The 25,291-nt window shown below is 62.9% G+C and carries 19 protein-coding genes and 1 pseudogene; 13 read left to right on the forward strand and 7 right to left on the reverse strand.

Translation table 11 applies throughout. The annotated features are described in order from the left end of the window. Positions 1-4: 4 nt before the first annotated feature. The gene (gene ettA / locus ACAX61_RS03400) at positions 5-1,684 is read right to left on the reverse strand and encodes an energy-dependent translational throttle protein EttA (protein ID WP_370713411.1); all 1,680 of its coding nucleotides are present in this window, start codon (positions 1,682-1,684) and stop codon (positions 5-7) included. A gap of 121 nt (positions 1,685-1,805) precedes the next feature. Between ettA and ACAX61_RS03405 the strand changes: the two genes are divergently transcribed. Beyond that, on the forward strand, positions 1,806-3,179 hold the full coding sequence (locus ACAX61_RS03405) for a M20/M25/M40 family metallo-hydrolase (RefSeq protein ID WP_370713412.1): 1,374 nt from the start codon (positions 1,806-1,808) through the stop codon (positions 3,177-3,179). A gap of 121 nt (positions 3,180-3,300) precedes the next feature. Next, positions 3,301-3,558, forward strand: coding sequence for a hypothetical protein (locus tag ACAX61_RS03410; protein WP_370713413.1), 258 nt, complete (start codon positions 3,301-3,303; stop codon positions 3,556-3,558). A 252-nt stretch (positions 3,559-3,810) separates the two neighbouring features. On the opposite strand, the gene ndk is transcribed toward ACAX61_RS03410, so the two are convergent. From ndk to ACAX61_RS03425, 3 genes are all read right to left on the reverse strand, one after another. Further along, positions 3,811-4,233, reverse strand: a complete 423-nt coding sequence (ndk, locus tag ACAX61_RS03415; protein ID WP_370713414.1) for a nucleoside-diphosphate kinase — start codon at positions 4,231-4,233, stop codon at positions 3,811-3,813. Positions 4,234-4,316: 83 nt separating this feature from the next. Beyond that, positions 4,317-4,757 carry a DNA polymerase III subunit chi gene (locus ACAX61_RS03420; RefSeq protein ID WP_370713415.1) on the reverse strand — a complete coding sequence of 147 codons (441 nt, stop codon included), beginning with the start codon at positions 4,755-4,757 and terminating at the stop codon, positions 4,317-4,319. A 19-nt stretch (positions 4,758-4,776) separates the two neighbouring features. Next, positions 4,777-6,234 (reverse strand): leucyl aminopeptidase, encoded by a 1,458-nt coding sequence (locus ACAX61_RS03425; RefSeq protein ID WP_370713416.1) that lies wholly within the window; start codon positions 6,232-6,234, stop codon positions 4,777-4,779. Between the two features lie 193 nt (positions 6,235-6,427). Here ACAX61_RS03425 and lptD point away from each other — a divergent pair, with 193 nt between their 5' ends. From lptD to ACAX61_RS03450, 5 genes and pseudogenes are all read left to right on the forward strand, one after another. Then, positions 6,428-8,677 carry an LPS-assembly protein LptD gene (lptD, locus tag ACAX61_RS03430; RefSeq protein WP_370713417.1) on the forward strand — a complete coding sequence of 750 codons (2,250 nt, stop codon included), beginning with the start codon at positions 6,428-6,430 and terminating at the stop codon, positions 8,675-8,677. Between the two features lie 120 nt (positions 8,678-8,797). Beyond that, on the forward strand, positions 8,798-10,096 hold the full coding sequence (locus tag ACAX61_RS03435) for a peptidylprolyl isomerase (protein WP_370713418.1): 1,299 nt from the start codon (positions 8,798-8,800) through the stop codon (positions 10,094-10,096). A 1-nt stretch (position 10,097) separates the two neighbouring features. After that, the gene (gene pdxA, locus ACAX61_RS03440; protein WP_370713419.1) at positions 10,098-11,114 is read left to right on the forward strand and encodes a 4-hydroxythreonine-4-phosphate dehydrogenase PdxA; all 1,017 of its coding nucleotides are present in this window, start codon (positions 10,098-10,100) and stop codon (positions 11,112-11,114) included. Then, positions 11,111-11,935, forward strand: coding sequence for a 16S rRNA (adenine(1518)-N(6)/adenine(1519)-N(6))-dimethyltransferase RsmA (gene rsmA / locus ACAX61_RS03445; protein ID WP_370713420.1), 825 nt, complete (start codon positions 11,111-11,113; stop codon positions 11,933-11,935). Before pdxA ends, rsmA begins: the two co-directional genes overlap by 4 nt. A gap of 432 nt (positions 11,936-12,367) precedes the next feature. Continuing rightward, positions 12,368-13,766 (forward strand): annotated as a pseudogene (locus ACAX61_RS03450) (IS1182 family transposase). 83 nt (positions 13,767-13,849) lie between these two features. Here the strand turns inward: ACAX61_RS03450 and ACAX61_RS03455 are convergent. After that, on the reverse strand, positions 13,850-16,903 hold the full coding sequence (locus tag ACAX61_RS03455; protein WP_370713421.1) for a TonB-dependent receptor: 3,054 nt from the start codon (positions 16,901-16,903) through the stop codon (positions 13,850-13,852). Between the two features lie 607 nt (positions 16,904-17,510). Between ACAX61_RS03455 and ACAX61_RS03460 the strand changes: the two genes are divergently transcribed. Beyond that, positions 17,511-18,227 carry a DUF2306 domain-containing protein gene (locus ACAX61_RS03460; RefSeq protein ID WP_370713422.1) on the forward strand — a complete coding sequence of 239 codons (717 nt, stop codon included), beginning with the start codon at positions 17,511-17,513 and terminating at the stop codon, positions 18,225-18,227. A 169-nt stretch (positions 18,228-18,396) separates the two neighbouring features. Next, complete coding sequence (locus ACAX61_RS03465; protein ID WP_370713423.1) at positions 18,397-18,897, forward strand: YciE/YciF ferroxidase family protein; 501 nt, start codon at positions 18,397-18,399, stop codon at positions 18,895-18,897. A 281-nt stretch (positions 18,898-19,178) separates the two neighbouring features. Here ACAX61_RS03465 and ACAX61_RS03470 read toward each other — a convergent pair whose 3' ends face one another. After that, positions 19,179-19,472, reverse strand: a complete 294-nt coding sequence (locus tag ACAX61_RS03470; RefSeq protein ID WP_370713424.1) for a hypothetical protein — start codon at positions 19,470-19,472, stop codon at positions 19,179-19,181. A 27-nt stretch (positions 19,473-19,499) separates the two neighbouring features. Next, positions 19,500-19,742, reverse strand: coding sequence for a hypothetical protein (locus tag ACAX61_RS03475; RefSeq protein ID WP_370713425.1), 243 nt, complete (start codon positions 19,740-19,742; stop codon positions 19,500-19,502). 130 nt (positions 19,743-19,872) lie between these two features. Here ACAX61_RS03475 and ACAX61_RS03480 point away from each other — a divergent pair, with 130 nt between their 5' ends. From ACAX61_RS03480 to ACAX61_RS03495, 4 genes are all read left to right on the forward strand, one after another. Next, complete coding sequence (locus ACAX61_RS03480) at positions 19,873-20,892, forward strand: alpha/beta fold hydrolase (RefSeq protein ID WP_370713426.1); 1,020 nt, start codon at positions 19,873-19,875, stop codon at positions 20,890-20,892. Positions 20,893-21,061: 169 nt separating this feature from the next. Continuing rightward, positions 21,062-22,009, forward strand: a complete 948-nt coding sequence (locus tag ACAX61_RS03485; protein WP_370713427.1) for a manganese catalase family protein — start codon at positions 21,062-21,064, stop codon at positions 22,007-22,009. Positions 22,010-22,166: 157 nt separating this feature from the next. Then, positions 22,167-23,102, forward strand: a complete 936-nt coding sequence (locus tag ACAX61_RS03490; protein WP_370713428.1) for an L-lactate dehydrogenase — start codon at positions 22,167-22,169, stop codon at positions 23,100-23,102. Positions 23,103-23,366: 264 nt separating this feature from the next. Next, positions 23,367-25,196: a sensor domain-containing diguanylate cyclase gene (locus ACAX61_RS03495; RefSeq protein ID WP_370713429.1), complete on the forward strand. Its 1,830-nt coding sequence runs from the start codon at positions 23,367-23,369 to the stop codon at positions 25,194-25,196. Positions 25,197-25,291: the final 95 nt, after the last annotated feature.

Here is a 25,291-nt window from a genome sequence, read left to right on the forward strand (position 1 = left end):
GCGCTCAGCGCGTCAGCTTCTTGTAGGCAAGCGCCGTCGGCCGATCGGCGGCATCGCCCAGACGGCGCCGCTTGTCTTCCTCATACGCCTCGAAATTACCCTCGAACCATTCGACATGGCTGTTGCCCTCGAACGCCAGGATGTGCGTCGCCAGACGATCGAGGAAGAAGCGGTCGTGGCTGATGACCACGGCGCAACCGGCGAAGTTCTCGATCGCTTCCTCGAGCGCGCCCAGCGTTTCGACGTCAAGGTCGTTGGTCGGTTCGTCGAGCAGCAGCACGTTGCCGCCGCGCTTCAGCATCTTGGCGATGTTGACGCGGTTGCGCTCACCACCCGACAGCTTGCCGACATTCTTCTGCTGGTCCTGACCCTTGAAGTTGAAGGCGCCGACATAGGCGCGCGTCGACTGGTCGTGGCCGTTGACCTTCATGTAATCCAAGCCGTCCGAGATTTCCTCCCAGACGTTCTTGCTGTCGTCCAGATGGTCGCGGCTCTGGTCGACATAGCCCAGGCGCACGGTCGAACCGATGTCGATCTCACCCGAATCGGGCTGTTCCTGACCGGTCAGCAGCTTGAACAGCGTCGACTTGCCCGCGCCGTTCGGCCCGATCACGCCGACGATGCCACCCGGCGGCAGCATGAAGGACAGGTTTTCAAAGAGCAGCTTGTCGCCATAGGACTTGGTGATGCCCTTGGCCTCGATCACCTTGCCGCCCAGGCGTTCTGGCACCTGAATGACGATCTGCGCCTTGCCCGGCGTACGGTTTTCCTGCGCCTGGACGAGGTCCTCGAACTTCTTGATACGCGCCTTGGACTTGGTCTGGCGGCCTTTCACGCCGGCGCGGATCCATTCCAGCTCGTCGTTGATCGCCTTCTGGCGGCCGGTTGCTTCGCGATCCTCCTGCTGGAGGCGCTTGGCCTTCTTTTCCAGATAGGTGGAGTAATTGCCCTCATACGGGAAATACTTCCCGCGATCGAGTTCGAGGATCCAGCCCACCACATTGTCGAGGAAGTAGCGGTCGTGGGTGATCATTAGCACCGCGCCCGAATATTCCTTCAGGTGGTTTTCCAGCCAGTTGACGCTTTCGGCATCGAGGTGGTTGGTCGGTTCGTCGAGCAGCAGGATCGACGGCTTCTGGATCAGCAGGCGCGTCAGCGCGACGCGGCGGCGCTCACCGCCCGACAGGTTCTCGACCGACCAGTCCGACGGCGGGCAGCGCAGAGCCTCCATCGCGACTTCCAGCTGGTTGTCCAGCGTCCAGCCGTCGACCGCATCGATCTTTGCCTGAAGGTCGCCCATCTCCTCCATTAGAGCGTCGAAATCGGTGTCGTCCTGCGGATCGCCCATTTCGGCAGAGATGGCGTTGAAGCGGTCGACCATGTCGGCGACTTCGCGGGCGCCGTCCTTGACGTTTTCCAGCACCGTCTTGGCGGGATCGAGCTGCGGTTCCTGCGGCAGATAACCGACGGTGATGTTCTCGCCCGGCCACGCCTCGCCCGAAAAATCGGTGTCGATACCGGCCATGATCTTCATCAGGGTCGACTTGCCGGCGCCGTTCGGGCCGACGATGCCAATCTTGGCACCCTGATAGAATTGCAGGTTGATGTTCGACAGCACCGGCTTTTGCGCGCCGGGAAAGGTCTTGGTCATGTCCTTCATGACGAAGGCGTATTGGGCGGCCACTGAGCGGTCTCCGGACAAGGGATCGAGGGTGATGGAAAGTTGTCGCGCACATAGCGATGCACCCCCCGAATGGCAATCATCGGCCCTTTACGCCCCGGCTCCCGCCGTTACCAATAAGGACATGCAAAAGCCCTTTATCGCCGCGGCGCTGGCCGCATTCGCCCTGCCCGTCCCGCTTGCCGCACAGACCGGCACCGACACCCGCGTCGCCGAACTGCGCGACGCCGCGCTCGACGACGAATATGCATGGGCGATCACGGAGGCGATCACGACCGAACTCGGCCCGCGTCTGGCCGGCACGCCGGAAGAGGCACGGGCGCGCAAATGGGCGGTCGAGACGCTGACCAAAATGGACTTCAAGAATGTCCGCGACGAACCGTTCCCGCTTCGCACCTGGGTTCGCGGCGTCGAAAAGGGCGCGGTGGTGGGCGATCATTCGCAACCGCTGGCGCTGACCGCACTGGGCAATTCGGGCGCAACCCCGGCCGACGGGATCGAGGGGGAAATCGTCTATTACCCCAGCATCGCCGATCTTGAGGCCGAAGCCGATGGCGCGCTGAAGGGCCGAATCGCGTTTGTCAGCCACGCCATGACACGCACGCAGGACGGCAGCCAATATGGCGCCTATGGCCTTGTGCGGCGGACCGGCCCGGCGCTGGCCGCGAAAAAGGGCGCGTCGGCCATCCTGATCCGTTCGGTCGGCACCGATTCGCACCGCATGCCCCATGCGGGCGGCACCAACTTCCCCGAAGGAACCGACCCCATCCCCGCCGCCGCACTGGCCATTCCCGATGCGGAGCAGCTGGAACGGCTGGTCGAGCGCGGCCAGCCGGTTCGCGTCCGCCTGACGCTGACGCCGCGCGTGCTGGGCACCCGCAATTCGGGCAATGTCATCGCCGAAGTGCCTGGCAGCGATCCGTCGGCGGGTATCGTCGTCGTCGCCTGTCACCTCGACAGCTGGGATCTGGGCACCGGTGCGATCGACGACGCTTCGGGCTGCGGCATCGTCGCGGCGGCGGCGAAGCACATGATGGACGCCGGTCAGCCGCGCCGCACCATCCGCGTGCTTTGGGCCGGGTCGGAGGAAGTTGGCGTATTCGGCGGCCGCGCCTATTTCGAGGCGCATAAGGGCGACAACCATGTGCTGGCCGCCGAATCGGATTTCGGCGCCGACCGCATCTGGCGCCTCGACACGCGGTTCGCGCCGCAGAATCAGCCGCTGGCAGACCGTCTCGCCGCCGCGCTCTCGCCGCTGGGAATCGCCGCCAGCCGTCAGCCGGCAAGCGGCGGGGCCGATGTGTCGGCACTGATCGCGAACGGCGTGGCGGGTATCGACCTGCAACAGGACGGTACGCGCTACTTCGACCTGCACCACACGCCCGACGATACGCTGGACAAGGTGGATCCCGCACAATTGCGGCAGAATGTGGCCGCGTGGACCGCGATGCTTGCCGTGGTGGCGAACGCGCCGGAAGCCATTTCTGCGACGAAATGAGTTCCCTTTCCCATGCGATGAGTGGAATTAAGCGTTGACGCGTTCGGAACGCGCGCTAATGCGGCAGCTTCGTGACGGCATTCGGGCCGGGCACGAAACGGATTTGCTTGGGAGCAAACGCATGAAGAAGATCGTTCTTGTCGCTGCTGCCGCCGGCCTGATGTCTCTGGCCGCGTGCAACCAGGGCACCCCGGCGGAGAACGCTGGCGACGCCATGGCAGCCAACCTCGAAGCCGAAGCCGACAACATGGAAGCCATGGCTGACATGACCGGCAACGAAGCCGAAGCGATGGCGCTCGAAAACGCTGCCGACAACCTCGAAGAGGCTGCCGACAACGCCGACGACATGGGTGAAGCGACCGTCACCAACGCGATGTAATTCGCGCGCGGCGCTTCGGCGCCGTGGTGAAGCTTCAGAAAAAGGGGCGCCCCGCAACGGGCGTCCCTTTTTTTCGTGTGCGCAATTTCCGGCCCTATGCGCCCCGATATCTAAGTCCAGGCACGCTGCGCCCAGACGCAAGCGTTTACCAACGAACCGGGCGCCGCCCGACGCCAATAGCGGCCAAACAAAAACCGGGCCGGAGCGTATAGCCCCGACCCGGTCCCTGCTGTCAGTAATCTGACGCGTCGATCAGCCGACGATTTCTTCGGGCTTGAAGAAGAAGTCGATCTCGATCTTGGCATTCTCTTCCGAATCGGAACCGTGGACGCTGTTCGCCTCGATCGATTCGGCCAGTTCCTTGCGGATCGTGCCGGCGTCGGCATTGGCGGGGTTGGTGGCGCCCATGATGTCGCGGTTGCGCGTCACGGCGTCCTCGCCCTCCAGAACCTGGACGACGACCGGGCCGGAAATCATGAATTCGACCAGATCGTTGAAGAAGGGACGCTCACGATGCACGCCGTAAAAGCCTTCGGCCTGTTCGCGGGTCATCTGGATGCGCTTGGACGCGACGATGCGCAGGCCGGCTTCCTCCAGCATCTTGGTGACCGCGCCGGTCAGGTTGCGGCGGGTGGCATCGGGCTTGATGATCGAAAAAGTGCGCGTGACGGCCATGCGGAAAATCCTTGGTTATGGTTTATAAGGGATCGGATGGCGCGCGCCTTAATCGGCACCGCGCGCGCGTGCAAGGCGGGCCGTCAGGCGGCCTGTTCCCAGCCGCGCGGCGTCTGTTTCCAGTATCGCCGCTCCAGGCCGTCGCGATTCGCCAGCGCGCGCCACGCATCACGCGCAGCCGCGACGCTTTCGTCATCGAAAAAGTGAAAGGCGCGGTCGAATCGCAGCGCCTCTTCGCGCCAGCGCCCGTCGACAATGGCGACCATGCGCGCGGCATTGGCCGCCGCGTTCGCATCGTCCGCGATCAGCACCGGCTGGCGCGCATCGTCGCCGTCCCCAGCCTGAGCATGCGGCAGGAAGCTGTCGGGCGAATAGGTCCATAGCAGCCGGTCGATCGCCGCGCGCTGATCGGCATCGCCGCTGATCACCAACAGCCGCGCGCCGCCCGCCAGCACCTTTTCGGCGACCTGCGGCAGCGCGCGGTCAAGCGGGCGCAGCGTCAGGTGGTAGAAATCGACCTGCACTGCCCCCGCCCCCGTTCGTTCAGCCTTCGGCCGTGTCGCGGACCAGACGGTCCAGCACGCGCACGCCGAATCCCGTCGCGCCCTTGTCATGGGTGCTGCCCGGCTTGTCGGCCCAGACCATGCCAGCAATATCCAGATGCGCCCAGCGCACGCCGTCATTGATATAGCGCTTCAGGAACTGTGCCGCCGTAATCGAACCCGCGCCGCGCGGACCGACATTCTTCATGTCGGCAATCGGGCTGTCGATCAGCTTGTCATAAGCGGGCGACAGCGGGAAGCGCCACAGCGCGTCGCCGCTCACGCGGCTGGCGGCCAGCAATTCGTCAGCCAGCGAATCGTCATTGGCGAACAGGCCGCCATGCTCGTTGCCTAGGCTGATGATCATCGCGCCGGTCAGCGTCGCCAGATCGACGATCGTCTTGGGCCGGTGCGTCTGCTGGACCCAGGTCAGCACGTCGCACAGCACCAGCCGACCTTCGGCATCGGTGTTGATGACTTCGATGGTCTGGCCGGACATCGACGTCACCACGTCGCCGGGGCGCTGGGCATTGCCGTCGGGCATGTTTTCGACCAGCCCGACCACACCGATCACGTTCGCGCGCGCCTTGCGAAGCGCCAGCGCCTTCATCGCGCCGGCGACGGCACCCGCGCCGCCCATGTCCCACTTCATATCCTCCATGCCCGCGCCGGGCTTGAGGCTGATGCCGCCGGTGTCAAAGGTCACGCCCTTGCCCACGAACGCGATGTCGGGGTCGCCGTCCTCGCCCGTGCCGTTCCAGTGCATGGCCAGCACCCGCGCGTCGCGCACCGAACCCTGGCTGACGCCCAGCAACGCCCCCATGCCCAGCTCGCGCATCTGCGCTTCGTCCAGGATCGTCAGTTCGACGCCCAGTTCCTCAAGATGGCGGCAACGCTCAACGAAGCTTTCGGGATAGAGAATGTTGGGCGGCTCGGACACCAGCGTCCGCGTCAGTTCCAGCCCCTGCGTCAACGCGTCCACGTCGCGCCATGCGGCGTCGGTGTCCTGCGGCGCGCCGGCAATCTCGATCCGATCAAGCGTCGGCTTCTGCTTGTCGGTCAGGGTCGTGCGATAAATGTCGAAGCGCCAGCCGCGCTGCGCCGCCGCACCCGCCAGCCGCGCCGCCGCGCGCGGGGTCGCGCCCGCATCCGACAGGTCCACCGACAACGCGTCGATACCGGCCATCTGGAACCGGGCCACCAGCGCGCCGCCGGCCTTTTCCATGTCCGCCTCGTCCGCCTTGCCGACGCCCAGCAGGATCAGGCGGCCAATATTCTGTTCGCGCTGGACAAAGATCTCGACCATCGAGCCTGCCTCACCATCGAAACGCGCGGCGCCTGCCGCACCCTCTGCCAGCGCGCGCTCTGAGTCCGCCAGCTTCGGGGTGGCACCTGAAGGCACCGCAATGACGCGCGCGGCCAGATCGGGCGACGGGGTGGCGACAAACTCGATTTTCATGCGGAGGCGAACCTTTCCATCGTTGTCGTTGCGTTCGTGCAACCATCGGCGACACGATTCATTGTGCCCATCTAGGGATCAATGGCGCCCGGCAAAACCCGCGTCGATTGCGCGATGCCTTGTGCGATGCGATAGGGGCGGGTCTGCGCCGCGACACGACATGCCGGCGCCAAAGGGGACGAGATCGATTCGCATGCGCCTGGCATTGTTGCGTACCGCCGCGCTGCCGCTGACGCTCGCCGCATGGGCGCCCGCGTTCGGACAGGAGCTTCAGGACCGGCCCATCGCGCCGCCGCCACCGCCGCCGGTGGTGGCCGAAACGCCGCGCGCCGACGACCAGATCGACTTCGCCGCCGACAATCTGGAATATGATTTCGAGGGTGAAGTCGTCAGCGCCGCCGGCGATGTCCGCCTGTTCCGGCAGGGCGAACGCCTGCGCGCCGACGCGGTGACGTGGAACCGCAAGACCGGGCAGGTGGTGGCAGAGGGCAATATCGCCGTCACCAACCCCGAAGGCGACATTGCTTATGGCGACCGGATCGAGCTGACCGACACGCTGCGCGACGGCGTGATCAACAACATGCTGGTCGTGCTGGAACAGGGCGGCCGCATCGCCGCCAAACGGGGCGAGCGACAGGACGGCGGCGTGCTGCGCGTCACTCGTGCGGCCTATACCCCCTGCGCGGTCGAAAACAGCGCCGGTTGTCCGAAGGAGCCGAGCTGGAAGATCACCGCCGCCGAGGTCGTCTATAATCCCGACCGCAAGCGCATCCGGTACAAGGGCGCGCGCGTCACGCTGTTCGGCCTGTCGCTGCCCCTGCCCGCGTTCAGCCACACCATCGGCGCCGATAATGCCCCCGGCCTGCTGGCGCCGCTGATTCGCATCAGCCGGGTGAACGGGGTCGAATTCGCCCTGCCCTATCACTTCGACCTGGGCACCAATCGCGACCTGACGCTGACGCCGCACGTGTTCACCGGCGCGCTGCCGATGGTCCAAGGCAATTACCGCGAATATAACAGCCTGGGCGCGTTCGAGGTCACCGGCTATGCCACCTATTCGCGGCGCAGCGACGATCTGATTACCGGAACCGGACTGGCACCGGAGAGCGAAAATGCCTTTCGCGGCTATTTCGACGCGGTGGGCCGGGCACAGCTGGACCCGAATTGGACCGCGTTCGGATCGGTTCGGGTGGCGACCGACAAGACTTTCCTGCGGCGCTATGACATTTCGCGCGATGACCGGCTGCGCAGCAATATCGGTCTTCAGCGGATCAGCGAGAACAGCTATTTTTCGATTCAGGGCTGGGCCGTCCGGTCGCTGCGCCTGGACGACGCCGGACAGGTTCAGCCGATCGCGCTGCCCGAAATCGACTTTCGCCACCGCATGACCGACCCGCTGCTGGGTGGGCGCGTGACGTTGCAGCTCAACAGCCTGGCCATTGCCCGCGACGGCGGACAGGATACGCAGCGCGCCTTTGCATCGGCGCTGTGGGAATTGCGGCGCATCACGAATTGGGGGCAGGAAGTCACCTTCAGCGCATTTGCCCGTGGCGACATCTATAACACCAACCAGACCGCCTTGACCGCGACCGAACTGTATCGCGGCGACGAAGGCGTGACTGCCCGCGGCATCGGTGCGGTGGCGGTCGACGTGAAATGGCCGTTCATCGGACAGGCCTTTGGCGGGGATCAGCGCATCACGCCGCGCGTTCAGGTGGTCGCCGCGCCGCATATCGAGAATCTGGCGATCCCGAACGAGGATGCGCGCGCGGTGGACCTTGAGGATTCCAACCTGTTCGCGCTGAACCGTTTCCCCGGCTATGACCGGTTCGAGGATTCGACGCGCTTCACCTACGGCGTCGATTACGCGCTGGACCTGCCGGGCGTGTCGATCAACGCCAATATCGGACAAAGCTATCGCCTGACCGACCGCCCCTCTCTTTTCCCGGAGGGAACGGGCCTGACCGATCGCTGGTCCGATTTCGTTGGCCGGACCGAGGTGCGCGTTGGGCAGTTCGTCGGCTTTACGCACCGCTATCGGCTGGACAAGGACGGGTTCGCAATCCGCCGCAACGAAGTCGACGCTACCGTCGGTTCGCGCAAGACCTATGCGCTTGTCGGCTATCTGCGCCTCAATCGCGACAATGATCAGCCGATCGAGGATCTGCGCGACCGCGAGGAGGTGCGGGTTGGCGGCCGTGTCGCCTTTGCGCGCTTCTGGTCGGTTTTCGGCTCCGCAACCGTGGACCTGACCGATACGGAAGAGGATCCGCTGTCCATCTCCGATGGCTTTGACCCCATCCGTCACCGGCTGGGCGTGCAATATGAGGATGACTGTGTGCGGCTGGGTGTCACCTGGCGCCGCGACTATCAGGACAATGGCGATGCGCGCGCCGGCAGCAGCTTCCTGCTGACGCTGGCATTGACGAACCTGGGGCGCTAAAGGCAGCGTTCAGGCATGCCGCGCTATCGCTGCGGCGAATGGACGGCGCGACAAGGCGCAAGACGAGGGTTTTCGGATTTGGCTAGCAAGTGGAAGATGGTGGGCGCGGGACTCGCGGCCATGACGATCGCCGGTTTCGCGGTCGCGCAGACCGTCCCCGATCAGGCGCAATCGCCGGCCGCGGGCCTCAACCTGCCGGACAATCTCCAGATCTTCGGCAAGGCTGATCCCAATATCCGCAAGCCGACGGCGATCGTGAACGATTCGGTGATCACCGGCACCGATGTCGATCAGCGCATGAACATGATCACGGGCCTGCGCGGCCTGTCGATTCGCGATGAGGAGCGCGATCAGCTGCGCCTTCAGGTGCTGCGCCAGCTGATCGACGAGACGCTGCAGATTCAGGAAGCGGCGAACAACGAAATCACCGTCACGCCGCAGGAAATCGAACAGAGCTTCAATCGCGTGTCGCGCAATTTCCAGCGCACGCCCGAACAGCTCCGCACCTTCCTCACCCAGATCGGATCGTCCGAACGCTCGCTTAAACGCCAGATCGAGGGCGAGTTGGCATGGCAGCGCCTGCTCCAGCGACAGGTCCAGCCTTATGTCAATGTCGGCGAGGAAGAGGTGAAGTCGATCATCGACCGCCTTGAAGCCGCCAAGGGCACCGAAGAATATAATCTCCGCGAAATCTATCTGTCCGCTCCGCCCGAGCGACAGGCGGCGGTGGCTCAGTCGATGCAGGCAATGATCGCCAAGATGCGAGAGGGGCAACCCTTCGACTATTTCGCCAGCAATTTCTCAGAAGCATCGACGCGCGCCGTCGGCGGCGATCTGGGCTGGGTCCGCCCGGCCATGATTCCCCAGCCCCTGGCACAGGCGGCAGCGGGCATGCAGGTCGGCCAGATCGCCGGCCCGATCGAGGTGCCGGGCGGCTATTCGCTGCTGTATCTGGTCGACAAGCGCACCGTGCTGGGCGCCGATCCGCGCGACGCACGCCTCAGCCTGCGTCAGGTGTCGTTGAAATTCCCTGCCGGGCTGAACCAGACACAGCTTCAGGCTCGTGCCGCCGAATTCGCAAAGGCGACCCAGACGATCCAGGGTTGCGGCAATGTGCAGCAGGTCGCCCAGTCGATCGGTGCCGAAACCGTCGATAATGACTCGGTCCGCGTACGCGACCTGCCGCCCCAGCTTCAGGAAATCATCCTCAAGCTTCAGGTGGGTGAGGCGACGCCGCCCTTCGGCTCGCCCGAAGACGGTGTGCGCGTGCTGGTCCTGTGCGGTCGCGACGATCCGCAGCAAACGGCGCAGCCATCGGCGGAGCAGATTCAGGCCGGGCTGGAACAGGAACGCGTGAACCTGCGTGCGCAGCGCATGTTGCGCGACCTGCGTCGCGACGCGATCATCGAGTATCGCTGAGATGGCTATGGGCGGCCCCGATACCCGCCCCCTCGCCGTTTCGATGGGCGATCCTGCCGGGATCGGGCCGGAAATCATTGCAAAGGCATGGGCGGCGCGTGACGTTCACGCACTGCCGCCCATTTTCGCCATCGGCGATCTGCGCGCCATCGAACGCGTCTGGCGCGGCCCGGTCGCGCGGATCGGCACGCCCGATGAGGCGGCGGCCGCCTTTCCCCACGCCCTGCCAGTCTTCGCGGTTTCGGACGAGGGGGACATCGTGCCCGGCCGCCCCGATGTGGACGGGGCGCGATGCGCGTTGAAAAGCCTTGAGCTGGCGATCAGTCTGACCCAGGCGGGCGCCGCCTGTGGCATCGTCACCGGCCCGGTTTCAAAGGCGCAGCTTTATTCGATCGGCTTCAACTATCCCGGCCAGACCGAGTTCGTGGCGGACCGTTGCGGCATCGCACACGACAACACGGTAATGATGCTCGCCGGGCCCACACTGCGCGTGGTGCCGATCACCACCCATGTGCCGCTGTCTGAAATCGGCGGTCTGCTGACGATCGAACTGGTACTGGCCAAGGCGCGGGTGACCGCGCGCGGGCTGAAGCGCAATTTCGGGATCGAGCGCCCGCGTCTCGCCTTTGCCGGGCTGAACCCCCATGCGGGTGAAGGCGGCGCGCTGGGGCGTGAGGAGATCGACATTCTGGAACCCGCCATCGCCATGCTGCGCGATGAGGGGATCGATGTTGTCGGCCCGATGGCGGCGGACACCATGTTCCATGCCCGCGCGCGCGCCGGTTATGACGCCGCAATCTGTTGTTATCACGATCAGGCGCTGATCCCGCTCAAGACGCTGCATTTCGATGAAGGCGTGAACATGACGCTGGGTCTGCCGGTGGTTCGCACCTCCCCCGACCATGGCACTGCATTTCCCATTGCGGGCACCGATGTTGCCGAACCCGGCGCGATGATCGCGGCGATCCGCATGGCATCGCAGGCCGCGGTCCAGCGCCTGTTGTGCGATCCGGCATGAGCGACGTCGTAGCACTGCCGCCGCTGCGTGAGGTCATTCGCACGCACGGCCTGACCGCCAGCAAGGCGCTGGGCCAGAACTTCCTGTTCGACGGCCAGTTGCTCGACCGGATCGCGCGCATCCCCGGCAATCTGGCCGATGCCGAGGTGCTGGAGGTCGGCCCCGGCCCCGGCGGGCTGACCCGCGCGCTGCTGGCCGCGGGCGCACGCGTCACCGCGATCGAGCGCGACCGGCGCTGCATCCCCGCACTGGCCGAACTGGGCGATGCCTATCCGGACCGCCTGCGCGTGATCGAGGGTGACGCGCTGGCCATTGACCACAAAAGCCTGTTCGACGGCGCGCCGCATGTCGTCGCCAACCTGCCTTATAACGTCGGTACCGAATTATTCGTCGGCTGGCTCAGCGCGCCCTGGGCACCTTGGTGGCAAAGCCTGACGCTGATGTTCCAGCGCGAGGTCGCCGACCGCATCGTCGCGGCGGCGGGCAGCGATGCCTATGGCCGGCTGGCGGTGCTGGCGCAGTGGCGCTCGACCCCGCGCATCGCGATGCCCGTCCACCGCTCCGCCTTCACCCCGCCGCCAAAGGTCATGTCGGCGGTGGTGCATGTCGTGCCCAGCGAAGCACCCGACGGGGTGCGGCTGGCGACGCTGGAGCGGCTGACGGCGGCAGCATTCGGCCAGCGCCGCAAGATGCTCCGCACCAGCCTGAAGGCAATGCCCGGCGCGGTCGAGGCGGCGGAGGCGATCGGCATTGACCTGACCCGCCGCGCCGAAACCGTCAGCGTAGCGGAGTTCTGCGGCCTGGCCCGCGCGATCGGGTGATTGGGGTGTGGGTTTATAGACCTCGACCATCCGCTAACGCCCGAGTAGCGAACGAAGCGCAGAAACCGTATGACGAGGCGTCAAGCTAGAAGGATTCTGTAAATGGACGGACGGAATGTCTTCGTTGGGGTGTCAGGCGCATTTTGGACTCTGACCTTCGCGCTAATGGGCTTCGTCTTATTCGTCGCGAGCGTGGGCGGGGAGCACCTCGTTCGGTTGATGCTTACCCTGACTGCAACATACTCGATCATCGGCGCCACTTATGGCGCATGGGCTGCGAGAAAGGCAGTTGCACGACTAAGGATAGGCCAACACCCTACGATCTAGCACAAAGCGGAATGATCGCTTTCCGCCTTATCCTGTTGAAAAACTGGGCCTTGGGGTCGCGCTGAAATTCTGATTCACTTTTCGCAGGTGACTGAAGCCGGGCCGATGATGGGCGAGCGGACGGGGGCACACGAAGCGCCGTTCTACAGCTTCAACCCGGAGCGGCATGTGCCGCCGGATCATCTGCTATGCTCGATCGACCGGCACTTCAATCTGGCGGACATCAGCGAGCACCTGCGTCCATTCTACAGAGATACCAGACGGCCATCGGTCGATCCGGAACTCATGATCCGGATGCTGGTCATCGGCTATTAGATGGGCATCCGCTCGGAGCGCCGGTCGTGTGAGGAGGTGTATCTCAACCTGGCATATCGCCGGTTTTGCCGGCTGGGGCTGGGGGGCGATGTGCCTGACCATCCGACCTTCTCGAAGAACCGGCACGGCCGCTTCCGCGACAGCGATCTGCTGCGCGAGCAGTTCGAGATGACCGTGACGCGCTGCATTGCCAAGGGGCTGGTTGGCGGCCATGGCTTTGCGGTGGATGCGAGCCTGATCCGCGCCGATGTCCATCGCCACAGCGGTCGGTGCCAGGCAAGGCAGGGCCGCCGCCTGAAGCGGTCGGCTGTGCGGTGGCTGAGTATCTGGAGTTGCTGGACGATGCCGCGTTCGGCGGCGCGACACCGAGCAGCCGCGCAAGCGGATCGACCTCACCGATCCAGCATCACGCTGGACTGCGGCGACGCGCGAGGCGGCCTTCTAGGCCTACAGCACCAACTATCTGATCGACCTCGATCATACAATGGTCCTCGATGTCGAGGCTACGACCCCGGTGCGACAGGCCGAGGTGACCGCCCAGCGCCGGATGATCGAGCGAACGCAGACGCGCTTTGACACCTGGCCCCAGTTCCTCGTCGTCGACGCCGCCTGTCGCTCGGCAGCCAACCCGGCCTGGCTGCTCGAGGATATGAGCATCGAGCCGAACATCCCCGCGTTCGACAAATCCACGCGCCACGATGGCAGCTTCGAGCGCGCCGACCTTATCTACGACCGTGACGACGACAGCTACACCTGCCCGGTCGGCAACCGCCTGCGCCGGGCCAATCGCAACTTCAGCACGCCGCGCGATGGCGCCAACGAGGATGGATCGATCCCCTGTCGTGCGCGTCAACAGGACTACCAGGGTTGCGCCTTGCACCAGCGATGCACGCCCAACATGCCCGCTCGCAAGGTCAGGTGCTAAATCCACGAAAGCGCGCGTGAACTTGCCCGCGATATCGTCACTACCGACGCGTATCTCGTCTTAGGCCGCGAGCGCAAGAAGGTCGAGATGCCGTTCGCCCACCTCAAACGCATCCTCAAGCTGGATCGCCTGCGCCTGCGCGGACCAAATGGCGCAAGAGACGAGTTCCACCTCGCCGCCGCAGTCCATAAGGCGCTAGAACTTTTGCAGAGCATAAAAACGGGGACGCAATCGCGCCCCCGTTCCGTTGTCTGCGACGGATAGTTCGACGCCGTTCAGGGCAACGCCGACCCCCGACTGAACCGCTCCACCGCCCGGTTGGACCGGGCGCCGAAGGGAACATGCGGTCAGCGGTTTTCGCCGAGGCGGACACCGAAAGTGAGACGCACCGAGCGCGGCGCCTGATAGCCAAGCACTTCGCCATAGCGCTCGTTCAGCGATGCGTCGCTGAGCTCACCGAACTCCTGGTAATCGACCTTCGACTTCCAGTTGAACACGTTGAACACGTCAATGCTGAAGAAACTGCCGGGCAGTTCCGGGATGTCGACCTGAGCGTTGACGTCGATCTGCTTGCGCCAATCGCTCTCGAACGCCGTGCCGCGATCAACGAGGTAGCTCACGCGACCCGTTGCCGGATCGGTAAAGGCTGGCCGATCGTTGAACTGGGGCTGTGCGCAATAGAAGCTGGCATCCTGATATGCCGCCGCAAAATTGTCGAAATCATAATAGGTGCCGATGCACGAGAACTTGCGCGGTGATTCAACCAGAATATTGGCGCCGATGCGGAAATTATCGGTGATGCCATAGCTGCCAAACAGCTTGAACTGATGTTCGCGGCCGTTGGCAAGCTGGCCATAGGCACCGTCGAGCAGGCCGGGCTGATCGAAATCCTGCGTCAGGCCCGCGTCGGCTTGGCCGTTGTCGGACTTGACCGCGCCCTCGTAATTGCCGCGGAGGCGCTGGTATACATACGAACCGCGCAGGTACCAGTTGTTCGAATACGCCTTTTCGAACTCGAACTGGACGCTGTCATAATTACGCACGGCGGTCGGATAACCGAGGTTCGCTGCCGACAGGGTTGCCACTTCGCACTGCCGCGGATCGGCAGCGCAATCACCGTCCAGACGGACAGTGATATCCTCGCCCGGATTGGCCAGCACATACTGATGGAAACCGGTGAAGACCGAATCGCAGCCATTGATGCCGTTCTCGTCGCAATAAGCCAGCACAGCGGCGTCGATCGCGACGTCGTCGAGCGTACGGCCCAGGCGACGGTTGAGGTAGGTCAGACGGAACGACCAGTCGCCGATGCGATGCGAAACACCAATGTTCCATTCGTCGGTGTAGCTGGGCGCAAGGGACGATGAGACGAGCGTGTCGATAGGCCCCTGTACACCATCGCTAAGGATGTTGGAGCAAAGGCTGCCCGAATCCGCCGACAGTTCAGGGCACGGAATGCCTCCCGTGACAGGGCCCAGATTCTGGATATTCCCATTATTATCGTACACCAGCCCCGTGCCCGGTGCTCCGGCACCCGAATAGGCGAACCGCTGGCGATAGAACATCTCGGCGCCGCCCAGGCGGATGCTGGTATTGGTCGCAACCGGCATGAAATAACGGTTCCACGAACCGAACACCGCCGTACGATTGTCACCGAACACGTCGAACGAGGCGCCGATGCGCGGGCCCCATTGGTCGCCCGAACGGAAATAGGTGTTGCCGTCCAGCGCATTGTTGCTGAACTTGTCGTTACGCAGGCCAAGCTGCAGCGTCAGCCGGTCGTCGAGCAACGTCCAGTTGTCCTGGATGTAGAACGCCTCGTTACGGCCGTTCCACTCGCCGGCATTCTGGTAGAAGGTACGCTCGATATAGCCCGGCGTCAGAATGTAGCTGTAGCCGCCGGCACGAAGCGTATCCTCGGTCGAGGTGAGGTCTTCGCGCTCATAGCCGAAGCGGAAGTGGTGCGTGCCGAGCAGGTTGACATACACATCGGCGTCGGCGCGGTAGAACTTCCGCACGTCGCTCGATCGCTCGGCATTGCCCTGGAAGCCGCGCTCCGTGGTCGTAATGCCCGTCAGCGTGCTTTGCACCAGCGCGACATTCAGGCTGGGCTGCGACGAACGGTCGTCATGGTTTTCGCCGTACGAGGCCGACAGCGTCAGCCAGTCGGTGAACTGGCCCGTATAGGTCGCAACGAAATTGTCGCCACCCTGCTCATCCACCGCCGTGCCGATATAGCCGCCGAGTTCGTCACTCGTCGGATTGTAGCGGTAATAGCTATATTCGTCGGTCCGCTTGTTGCGGAAATAGGTTCCCTCAAGCCGGTGGCCGTCGGTGATGATCGCGTCGATCTTTCCGCCGAAGAACGGCGAGTTGCTGCGGCGCGTAATCTGCTGATTCGAAGTCAGGCTGATATCGCTCTGCTTCTCGTAATTCGGATTGTAGAGCGCGTAGAAGAACAGCCGATCCTTGATGATCGGGCCGCTCAGGTAAAAGTTCGCCTCCAGATCCTCGGCATAGTCGCGCTCGTTCAGCGCGGCATAGGTGTTGGGCGAATCATCACGCAGAGCGTCGGGCGAATATGCGACGATCGCGCCGGCCTTGAAATTGTTCGAACCGGATTTGGTTGTGACGGTGGTGAAACCGCCCAGCGCACGACCATATTCCGCCGGCAGGCCGAACGTCTTCACGTCGATCGATTCATAGAATTCGATCGGCGGATTGTTGCTGCCCAGGAAGTTGCGGAAATTGGTGATGTTCAGGCCGTTCACGTAATACTGGTTCTCGGCAACCGTCGCGCCGGAGAACGAGGCCAGATTGCCGAACGCGCTGTCGCCGGCAGTGGTGCCGGGCGCGAGCAGCTGGATCGCGGTCTGATTGCGCGCGATGGGAGTCGTGTTGAGCAGCTGAGACACATCGCCCAGTGCCAAGCCGCCGGTGTTGTTCCCGAAATCGGTGCCACGCTCGGCCGAACCGGTCACGACGATGTCTGGGCCCATCGCATCGGCTGCGGCAACCGCGGCCGCCGGGCGGAAGGTATAGGTACTGTTGCCGCCAGGCGTGATCGAAACGCGCTGGTTCTCGATCGGCTCGCCATTTGCGGGATTGACGGTAACGACATATTCGCCGCCGGGCAGTGCCTGTACGCGGAAGGTGCCGTTGCTCGCGATCGGCACGGTGCGCTCAAAGCCCTGTGCAGCTGAACGCGCGGTCAGCGTACCGCCAGTGACCGGCTGACCCGATGCGTCGAGCACCCGTCCGACAAGTGCGCCGGTGGTGAAGTCCTGAGCCACTGCCGGAGCCGCGACAATCATCGCCATTCCCGACGCGCCCAACAGCGCCAAACTACGAATTGCAATACCGCCGCGCAGCGCGCGTGCGACCGAGAATCGGTTTGCCATATTTCCCCTTCTCCCTGACGCCCTGCGCCACTACAGAGCGTGAATGATCGGACGCCCGACCGATCATGTTGATAGGAATGGGAAAAACCTCACCCGCCTGTAAAGTTATTTATGAAACCATTTTGTGGTTTAGAAGGAACCGTTGCTGAAATGTGACAATTCATTGCTGCAAGCGATGGTCTAATCCGGTCCCTATGGGCCTGCCGCTAGCCGTCGGTGCAGCTGGCTCTCGACTATGTTCGCATCAAACGGGCGCGCCAGCATCGGTCGAGCGCAGCGTTGCGCGGCCAAACACCGGGTTGGCATCTTTCAGGCTTCTCTATGGATCGTGGGCTATGCCCGCTCTCATGGGACGAAGAGCAAGCGGGCAAACGGCGCCGGCGATAGCAGCGGGCTGGCCGCTCGCCGAACGATCTCGCGCTCAGTTTAGGAGTTCACAACGTAATATACGCAAACCCCCTAGGCGTATTTCACAATGTTGTTCCCGGCCCCGGCCTGCGATAGCTTAAGGCAGTACATTGTTTCCGGAGGTAGCATGGCCACGGTTGCAATAGGGATACCTTCGCGTTCCGGGGACGAGCGTTACTTTCTGACAAGTTCGCTATTGATGGCGGGCTTGATCGTCGCCGCCTTTTCCCTTCAATTCGCGATGGGTCGCTCCACTTTCCAGGCTCCGTTACTGGTGCATCTTCATGCACTGGCCTTTATGGGCTGGGTCGCGATCTATGTTGCGCAGACGATGCTTGCAGCGAACGGAAACCAGGACCTGCATCGGCGTCTCGGATGGCTCGGCACCGCGTGGGTCGTGCCGATGGTGGTACTGGGCATCACCGCGACCGTGATGATGATACGTCGCGGGCAAGCCCCGTTCTTCTTCCAGCCGGTACAGTTCCTGGTACTGAACCCGGTCTCGGTGCTGACGTTCGCAGGACTGACATGGACCGCCGTTGCGATGCGGCGGCAGACCGGATGGCACCGCCGGTTGCATTACTGCGGAATGGCAAATCTGCTTGGCCCGGCGTTTGGCCGATTGCTGCCGATGCCGCTACTTAGCCCGTGGGCGTTCGAGACGACAGCGCTATGCATTTTGCTGTTCCCGTTGGCGGGCGCAGTCGCCGACCGGCGGCGTACGGGCAACGTCCACCCCGCATGGCTTTGGGGAACCGGCGCGATCCTCCTGTCGATCATATCGGTGGAGGCGTTGAGCTACAGTCCAGTCGGCGCTGCGGTGTATCAGATGGTCACTGACGGAACGCCCGGCGCCGCACTTCATCCTTACGCGTTCCCGCCCCCGCCCCAAACGCCGCTGATGACAGGCCGATAGCGACCACGATTTATTTACCAATGTATCTGACGCGGACCGATCCGCGTAGCCGACCGTTATGCCCGTGGATCGCAGCCCCGAAGGTCGACTGGTGACCGATATTCGCCGGGCCTCGTTCCCTTTGAACCGAAGATAACCATCACCGGGTATAGAGGCAGGGAGCATAAACATGGCTGCAAAGACGCTTGAGACGCTATTCCACGACACTCTCAAGGACATTTACTACGCCGAGCGAAAGATCCTGAAGTCGCTTCCAAAAATGGCGCGCGCCGCTCAGTCCGAGGAACTGAAGGCTGCGTTCCAGAAGCACAAGGATCAGACCGAAGGGCAGATTGAACGCCTCCAGCAGGTCTTCGAGATCCTCGGCAAGCCGCCGCGGGGCAAGACCTGCGATGCCATCGAGGGGATTCTCGCAGAAGGCGAGGAAATCATCGACGAGTACAAGGATACGCCCGCGCTCGACGCCGGCCTGCTCGCAGCCGCCCAGGCTGTCGAGCATTACGAGATTACCCGTTACGGCACGCTGAAGCGCTGGGCGACGATGCTAAAGCTGGACAAGGCGGTGAAGCTGCTGGACGAGACCCTTCAGGAAGAATCGCAGACGGACGAGGACCTTACGGCGATCGCGGACGCCACCGTGAACGAAGATGCTTTGGAGAAAGCAGAATAAGATCACGGTCGGGCGATTTCCGTAATTATTGACCTTTCGGGGGCTGGCGAACATGGTTCGCCAGCCTCTGAGTTTTGCGGCTTGGGCCCGGTTACTTGGCCAAGGTGTCGCCGTCGGAAACGATGCTTCGTCGCCTGGTTGATGAACGACTTCGTCAAACAACCTGATGGGTACTGGAACAGGGCACCGCCCTATGCCTGAAATTTTCCCGTCGCAGCTGGCGTTACGTCGTGACCGGTCATTTGTCGGTCACGGTTTCCACACGCCTTGCATCCACCGCCTCAACCGGTGGTAGTGATGCCGAAATGATCGAATACCGCTTCGGCGCCCACAACCAGCTTCAAAGGCCGGTCGGTGGGCAGGGCTACCTCGTCCCAACCGCCGACCAGGGTTTGAACACCTTCGCTCCCCCGCCCGGTTACATAGATCGTGGAACCGGTGGAACCGGCCGCATCGCTGCTGAACATCGCCAGATCGATGGGCGCGCCCTGCGCGGCTTGTAGCGCCTGAACATATGTCGTGACGGTTTGATAATTCTCACCGTCAAATGAGCGGGATAGTGCCATAACGGTCATGCTACGGTCCTTTGACAGGGCAGAGATTCACTTGCCTTTCGTGGTCGCGTTTTCGTTGTCCGGCCCCGAATAACCGATGCCTGACTGTCCGCCATGGTCGCCGAACGTACCGATTTCCTTGTTGCCGTCTTTGTTGTCGGTATTCGGATTGGGATACGCACCACCGTTGGATTCAGTTGATCGCTCTTTTTTAGCGCCGATACCTGTCGGGTTGCCACGCTTTGTAACGTCGCCACCGCCGTCCGCTTGCATAGGGGTCTTTTTCAACATGCTGGTTTCCAATCTCGTCTACCTCTCCAACGCATCGAGCGGCAAAAAGACCATATTCTTTTGGTGCTTCAAAATCGGCATGAACTCATGAAGTCAGGAAACTTGTGCGCTGCGGAATTGTTAAGGCGGAATGATAACGGAATTAGATGCAGCCCATCGCCCGCAGCAAAATAAACCTGCGTTAAATTGGCGCGATAAGGCTCTGGATAATATTGGTACAATTGCCGGTGTGGCCGGCGCGGCTGCGCTGGTTGGCAGCTTCATCTTCAACCGGGCAAGCAAACGCCGTGCGGAACTGGCGACGCCGCCCGCAGGCTCATTCGTCGAGGTCGATGGCGTACGCCTCCATTATGTCGCGCGAGGTAGCGGCCCGACGGTGGTCCTGCTACACGGCAACGGTGTAACCTTGCAGGATTTTGAAGCGAGCGGCGTGCTCGGCCTCGCGTCCAGGCAATATCGGGTTATTGCCTTCGATCGTCCGGGCTTCGGTTACAGCGACCGCCCCCGAACCACGGTCTGGTCACCAACGGCCCAAGCGCGCCTGATTGCGAAAGCGCTAAAGGAACTAGGCGAAGGCCCTGCGGTTGTCGTCGGACACAGCTGGGGTACGCTGGTCGCACTGGCCATGGCGCTGGAAGAGCCGGCGGCGGTTTCTGGTCTGTTGCTGCTATCAGGCTATTACTATGGAACAGCGCGGCCGGACGTATGGCCGCTGTCGACACCCGCCATTCCGGTGCTGGGCGACGTGATGGTAAATACCGTTTCGCCACTTGCTGGCCGGGTGATCGCCCCGGCTGCGATCAAGGCCAGCTTCTCGCCGGCCCCCGTGCCGAAAAAGTTCGCAAGCGTTCCGCTGGCTCTGATGCTGCGCCCTTCACAGGTTCGCGCAACCGCCGCAGATACTGCAATGATGGTCCCGGCGGCGATCGAGATCAGCAGGCGCTATGACAAGCTGGCCGTACCGTTGATCGTGATGGCGGGCGAAGGTGACCTCATTGCCCATACCAACAAGCATGCCGAGCGTTTCGCGCGCGACGTACCAGCGGCGGAACTGCGCATGGTTCCAGGACAGGGCCACCTGTTCCACTACGCTGTCCCGGAACAGGTCGTTGTCGCGATCGGCGACCTTGCCAAGCGTGCAGGCGTATAGGGCGAGCGACCGCGCGAACGACCCGTCGCATTCGTGCCGAGGATCGGAATTGGTTTTCCCTCAATAGGTTGGCGCAGAACAACCAATTGCCTCCGGGCGCCTCCGATCGGGAACGATGTGCCGCGCGGTTCGCTTCAGCTAAGGCCGCTGAGGCTCGAGGATTTCCGACATGTTTATGCACAACAAGCGGTTGCAATATACCGTGCGCGTTTCCGAGCCCAATCCGGTGCTCGCTTCCCTCATGCTGGAGCAGTTCGGCGGCGCCGATGGCGAACTGGCGGCTGCGATGCGTTACTTCACGCAAGGATTGGGTGAAGTGGATCCGGGGCGGAAGGATCTTCTGCTCGACATCGCGACCGAAGAGCTGAGCCATCTCGAAGTCATCGGCTCGATCGTCGCGATGCTGAACAAGGGTGCAAAGGCCCAGTTGGCGGAAGCCGCGATGACCGAGGCCGAGCTTTACCTCTCGATGACGGCGGGCGGCAACAGCCATACCCAGTCGCTTCTCTACGGTGGCGGCCCTTCGCTCACCAACTCGTCCGGCGTGCCATGGACGGCGGCTTATGTGGACAGCCGCGGCGACCCCAGCTGTGACCTGCGTTCGAACATCGCGGCGGAATCGCGAGCGAAAATCGTCTATGAACGGCTGATCAACATCACCGACGATCCGGGCATCAAGGACGCACTCGGCTTCCTGATGACGCGCGAGGTCGCGCATCAGAAGTCGTTCGAAAAGGCGCTCTACGCGATCGAGAACAACTTCCCGTCCGGCAAACTGCCCGGGATTGAGAAGTACGCGAATGTCTATGTGAACACCTCTCAGGGTGCAGGCGACGAAACGGGCCCATGGAACAGCGGCGATCAGTGGGAACGGATCGACGACCTTGAGCAGACAATGCCGATTGACGGCGGCGACGGTACCGCAACAGTCGCATTGGCCAAGCCGGATCAGGCCGCCGCTGACAAGCTGGCCATACGAACCGCCTCTGACCCGGCCAGCAACCCGGAAACGGGCGTCGACCTGGGCGCCGGGCCGGGCGCCGGGCTGATCACGGGGGCGGATCTGGGCGGCGCTCAGAACGTCACCGACGCAGCGGAAATGGCGAAGGCGCTCTGACATATGGGAACGCCCGGCTCCCGTGCGGCGCCGGGCGTTACCGGAACGGAATGCGTAATGATTGGTCCCGTTTCGCCGTGCCGGTCGTTCAATCGGGGACGGCATGGCGTCCCTTTCCGACCGCCGCGGCCCGCTGCAAATTTGAGGTAAGCTGACCATGCCCATGACCTCTCGCATCGCCATTGTTGGCGCCGGACACGTCGGCGCAACGGTCGCCTATGCCCTGATGCTGCGCGGGCTTTTCGCGGAAATCGTGCTGATCGACCAATCGCCCGCACATGCAGAAGCCGAAGCGACCGATATCGCGGATGCCAACGCCATGGCGCCACCGGTCCGCATCTGGTCCGGCGATTACCGGGACGCCGGTGATGCCGACATCCTCGTCGTCACTGCAGGCGCAACGCCCAAGGAGGGTGAGGCCCGAACCGCCGTCGCCGGACGGAGCGCGGCAATCGTTCGCGACTGCATCAGGAAAGCGATGGACGCAGGCTTTGACGGGGTGATCGTCGTCGCCTCGAACCCTGCGGACGCGATGGCTCAGGTCGCGCAAGCGGCGTCCGGCCTGCCGCCGGAACGCGTACTTGGGACCGGCACGCTCCTCGACAGCAACCGCTTTCGAAAACGGATCGCAGACCGGCTGGGTGTCGCGCCCGGTGCGGTTGCGGCCATGGTGTTGGGCGAACATGGCGATAGCGAGGTCGTCGCCTACTCCACCGTCCGCATCGGCGGCATGAATCTGGACGCCTATCTCGACGAACAGGCCTTTGACCGGGCGGGTGCGGCGCACGATGTCATACGCGCCGGTTACACCGTCAGCGAGGGCAAGGGCTATACGTCCTTCGGCGTCGCATCGGCCATCTTGCGCATCTGCGAAGCGATTCACCGCGACGAACGCGTGGTGCTTCCCGTGTCGTCCCTGCTGGCCGGGCAATATGGCATTGACGGCGTCTATTTGAGTTTGCCTTGCCTGATCGGGTCGGCGGGAATCCTGCGGGTGCTGACGCCCGAACTAACCGACGAAGAACAGACCGCGCTTTCGGCATCAGCCGACGTCCTTCGCGAAACCCTGCGTCAGACGGAAGAGGATCTGTAACGCTGGCAGCTTTTGCGGTTGGTCCGATCCAACGCCCGCGCCGATTGCGCAACACTCGACCATTGCACTTGTCACGTGGCGCCCTGCCCTCTCCTGCCGTCGCGACCACAAAAATCGCGGCGGGGTGAAGTCGGTTCGCGATGACCGTAGTTCTTCGGTATCCAAGCTTACGCGACGGTTCCATTTGTCGCGTATTCGAGCTTCATGTTCTCCTCACTTATAAAGCGCAACTATGCGTTCGGCGCCGTCATCGGCCTCGCAATAATGACGCTCGCGGGCGTGCTGCTTTATGCGGTTGAGGTGAACCGGTCGGGAATGCGATGGTTGGACCATTCGGCGACGGTGTTGAAAACCGCAGGCGACGTGCCCGCAATCATCTACAAGGCCGAGGCCGGATCGCGAGGATTCGCCCTGACGCAAGATCCCAGGTTTGTAAGCGAATTCGACGACCACGTTGCCGCAGCAAACCGACAGGCCGCACGCCTCGTAACGCTGACTGCGGACAACCCTTCACAGCAAGGCGCAGCGAGTGCGCTACGTGACAGCGTTGCCACCCACTTGCGTGATCTGAGCGAAACTGTCGGATTGGCCCGCGTGAATGAGTTCGAGCGCGCGCGGGAAGTCATCGCCGACGGCGACGGACTGAGCCGCCTGGAAACCGTCAGCTCGGCGGCCGAGCGGTTCATCGCGGAGGAGCGCCGTCTTCAAAACGAGCGCATTCTCGCTGTCGAACGCCAGCTGCGCACGACGACGCGCGTCGTTATCGTCGGCGTGATCGCGGTCTTGCTGATCATACTTTATATCACGATCCTCTCGGCGCGGCGTATCCGACGGCCGATCAGCGTGATTTCTGAAACGATGGCAGCGCTGGCAGGTGGGTCGAGCGAGGCGCGTATCACCAGCGAACTGGGGTCGATCGAATTCGACCAAGTCGCGGCCGGCTACAACCGGATGGCCGACGACTTGTCGCATGCGGTTGCCGAACAACGTGCTGGTGCGAAGAATCTGCAGGAAGCGAACACCGCCCTTCAGCAAAATACCGCCGAGCTGCAGGAACGCGGCGAGATTATCGAACTGCTGGGCAGCATGGCGCATCGAATGCAGGCTGCTCGGACAGACGAAGAACTGGCTGCCGTTCTCAAGGTTTTCGTGCCGCGCGTTCTGCCTGACCTGCCGGGCGTGCTCTATGCCCATAACAACTCACGCAACTTGCTGGTGCCGATTGCGACCTGGGGAGGCATTTGCATTGACGCCGCGGGTTTTGCACCTGACCAGTGCTGGGCGCTGCGCCGGGGGCAGAGCCACAGCGTGGGTGAGCCGGGGTCGGACATCCTGTGCACACATGTGGAAGGCGAGGCTTCCGACTATCACTGCGAACCGTTGCTGGCCGCAGGTGAGGTCATCGGCGTCTTCTATCTGCGCGGCGACGTCACACCCAAGCGACGATTCAGCCTGACCGTGCTGAGCGAGAACATCGCGTCGGCTCTGGTCAATCATCGCCTGCAGCGCGGTCTGCGGGAACAAACGATCCGCGATCCGCTGACCGCCCTGTTCAATCGCCGATACATGGAAGAAACCCTGGCGCTTGAAATCGCCCGCGCCGCACGTTCGTCTCAACCGCTCAGTGTGATCATGTGCGATGTCGACCATTTCAAGCGCTTCAATGACGAATTCGGCCATGAAGCGGGGGATGCCGTGCTGAGCGCGGTGGCGGCGGAAATGGTTTCCCGGTTTCGGGACGGAGATGTCGTCTGCCGTTACGGCGGTGAGGAATTCACGATCATCGCCCCGGGGACGGCGGTGCAGCAATTGGCGGCGCGGGCGGAAATCGTGCGCAAGGCGATTTCCGCCCTGCACATCCGCAACGGTGGCCGATCGCTTGGCGCGACATCCATGTCCTTCGGCGTCGCCAGCTGGTCGCCATTGATGGATCGCGAGGGCGCGGCACTCATCAAGGCGGCCGATGCCGCCCTATACCGTGCAAAGCGTGAAGGTCGAAACCGCGTGATCATCGACGGCGCGCCTGATGCGCAAACCGGAGAGATTGTCGACGGCCGATCTGGCGCCAATAATATCGGGTCGGGTAGCGTTTAACTATGGAGTAATATCATAAGTTATCTATCGATCATTTGACGTGCGTTTAATCATGCCCTCTTATAGCGATATCCGGGTTCGGTTGTTCGCGTTTG

The organism is Sphingomonas sp. IW22, from assembly GCF_041321155.1.
Classification (GTDB): domain Bacteria; phylum Pseudomonadota; class Alphaproteobacteria; order Sphingomonadales; family Sphingomonadaceae; genus Sphingomonas.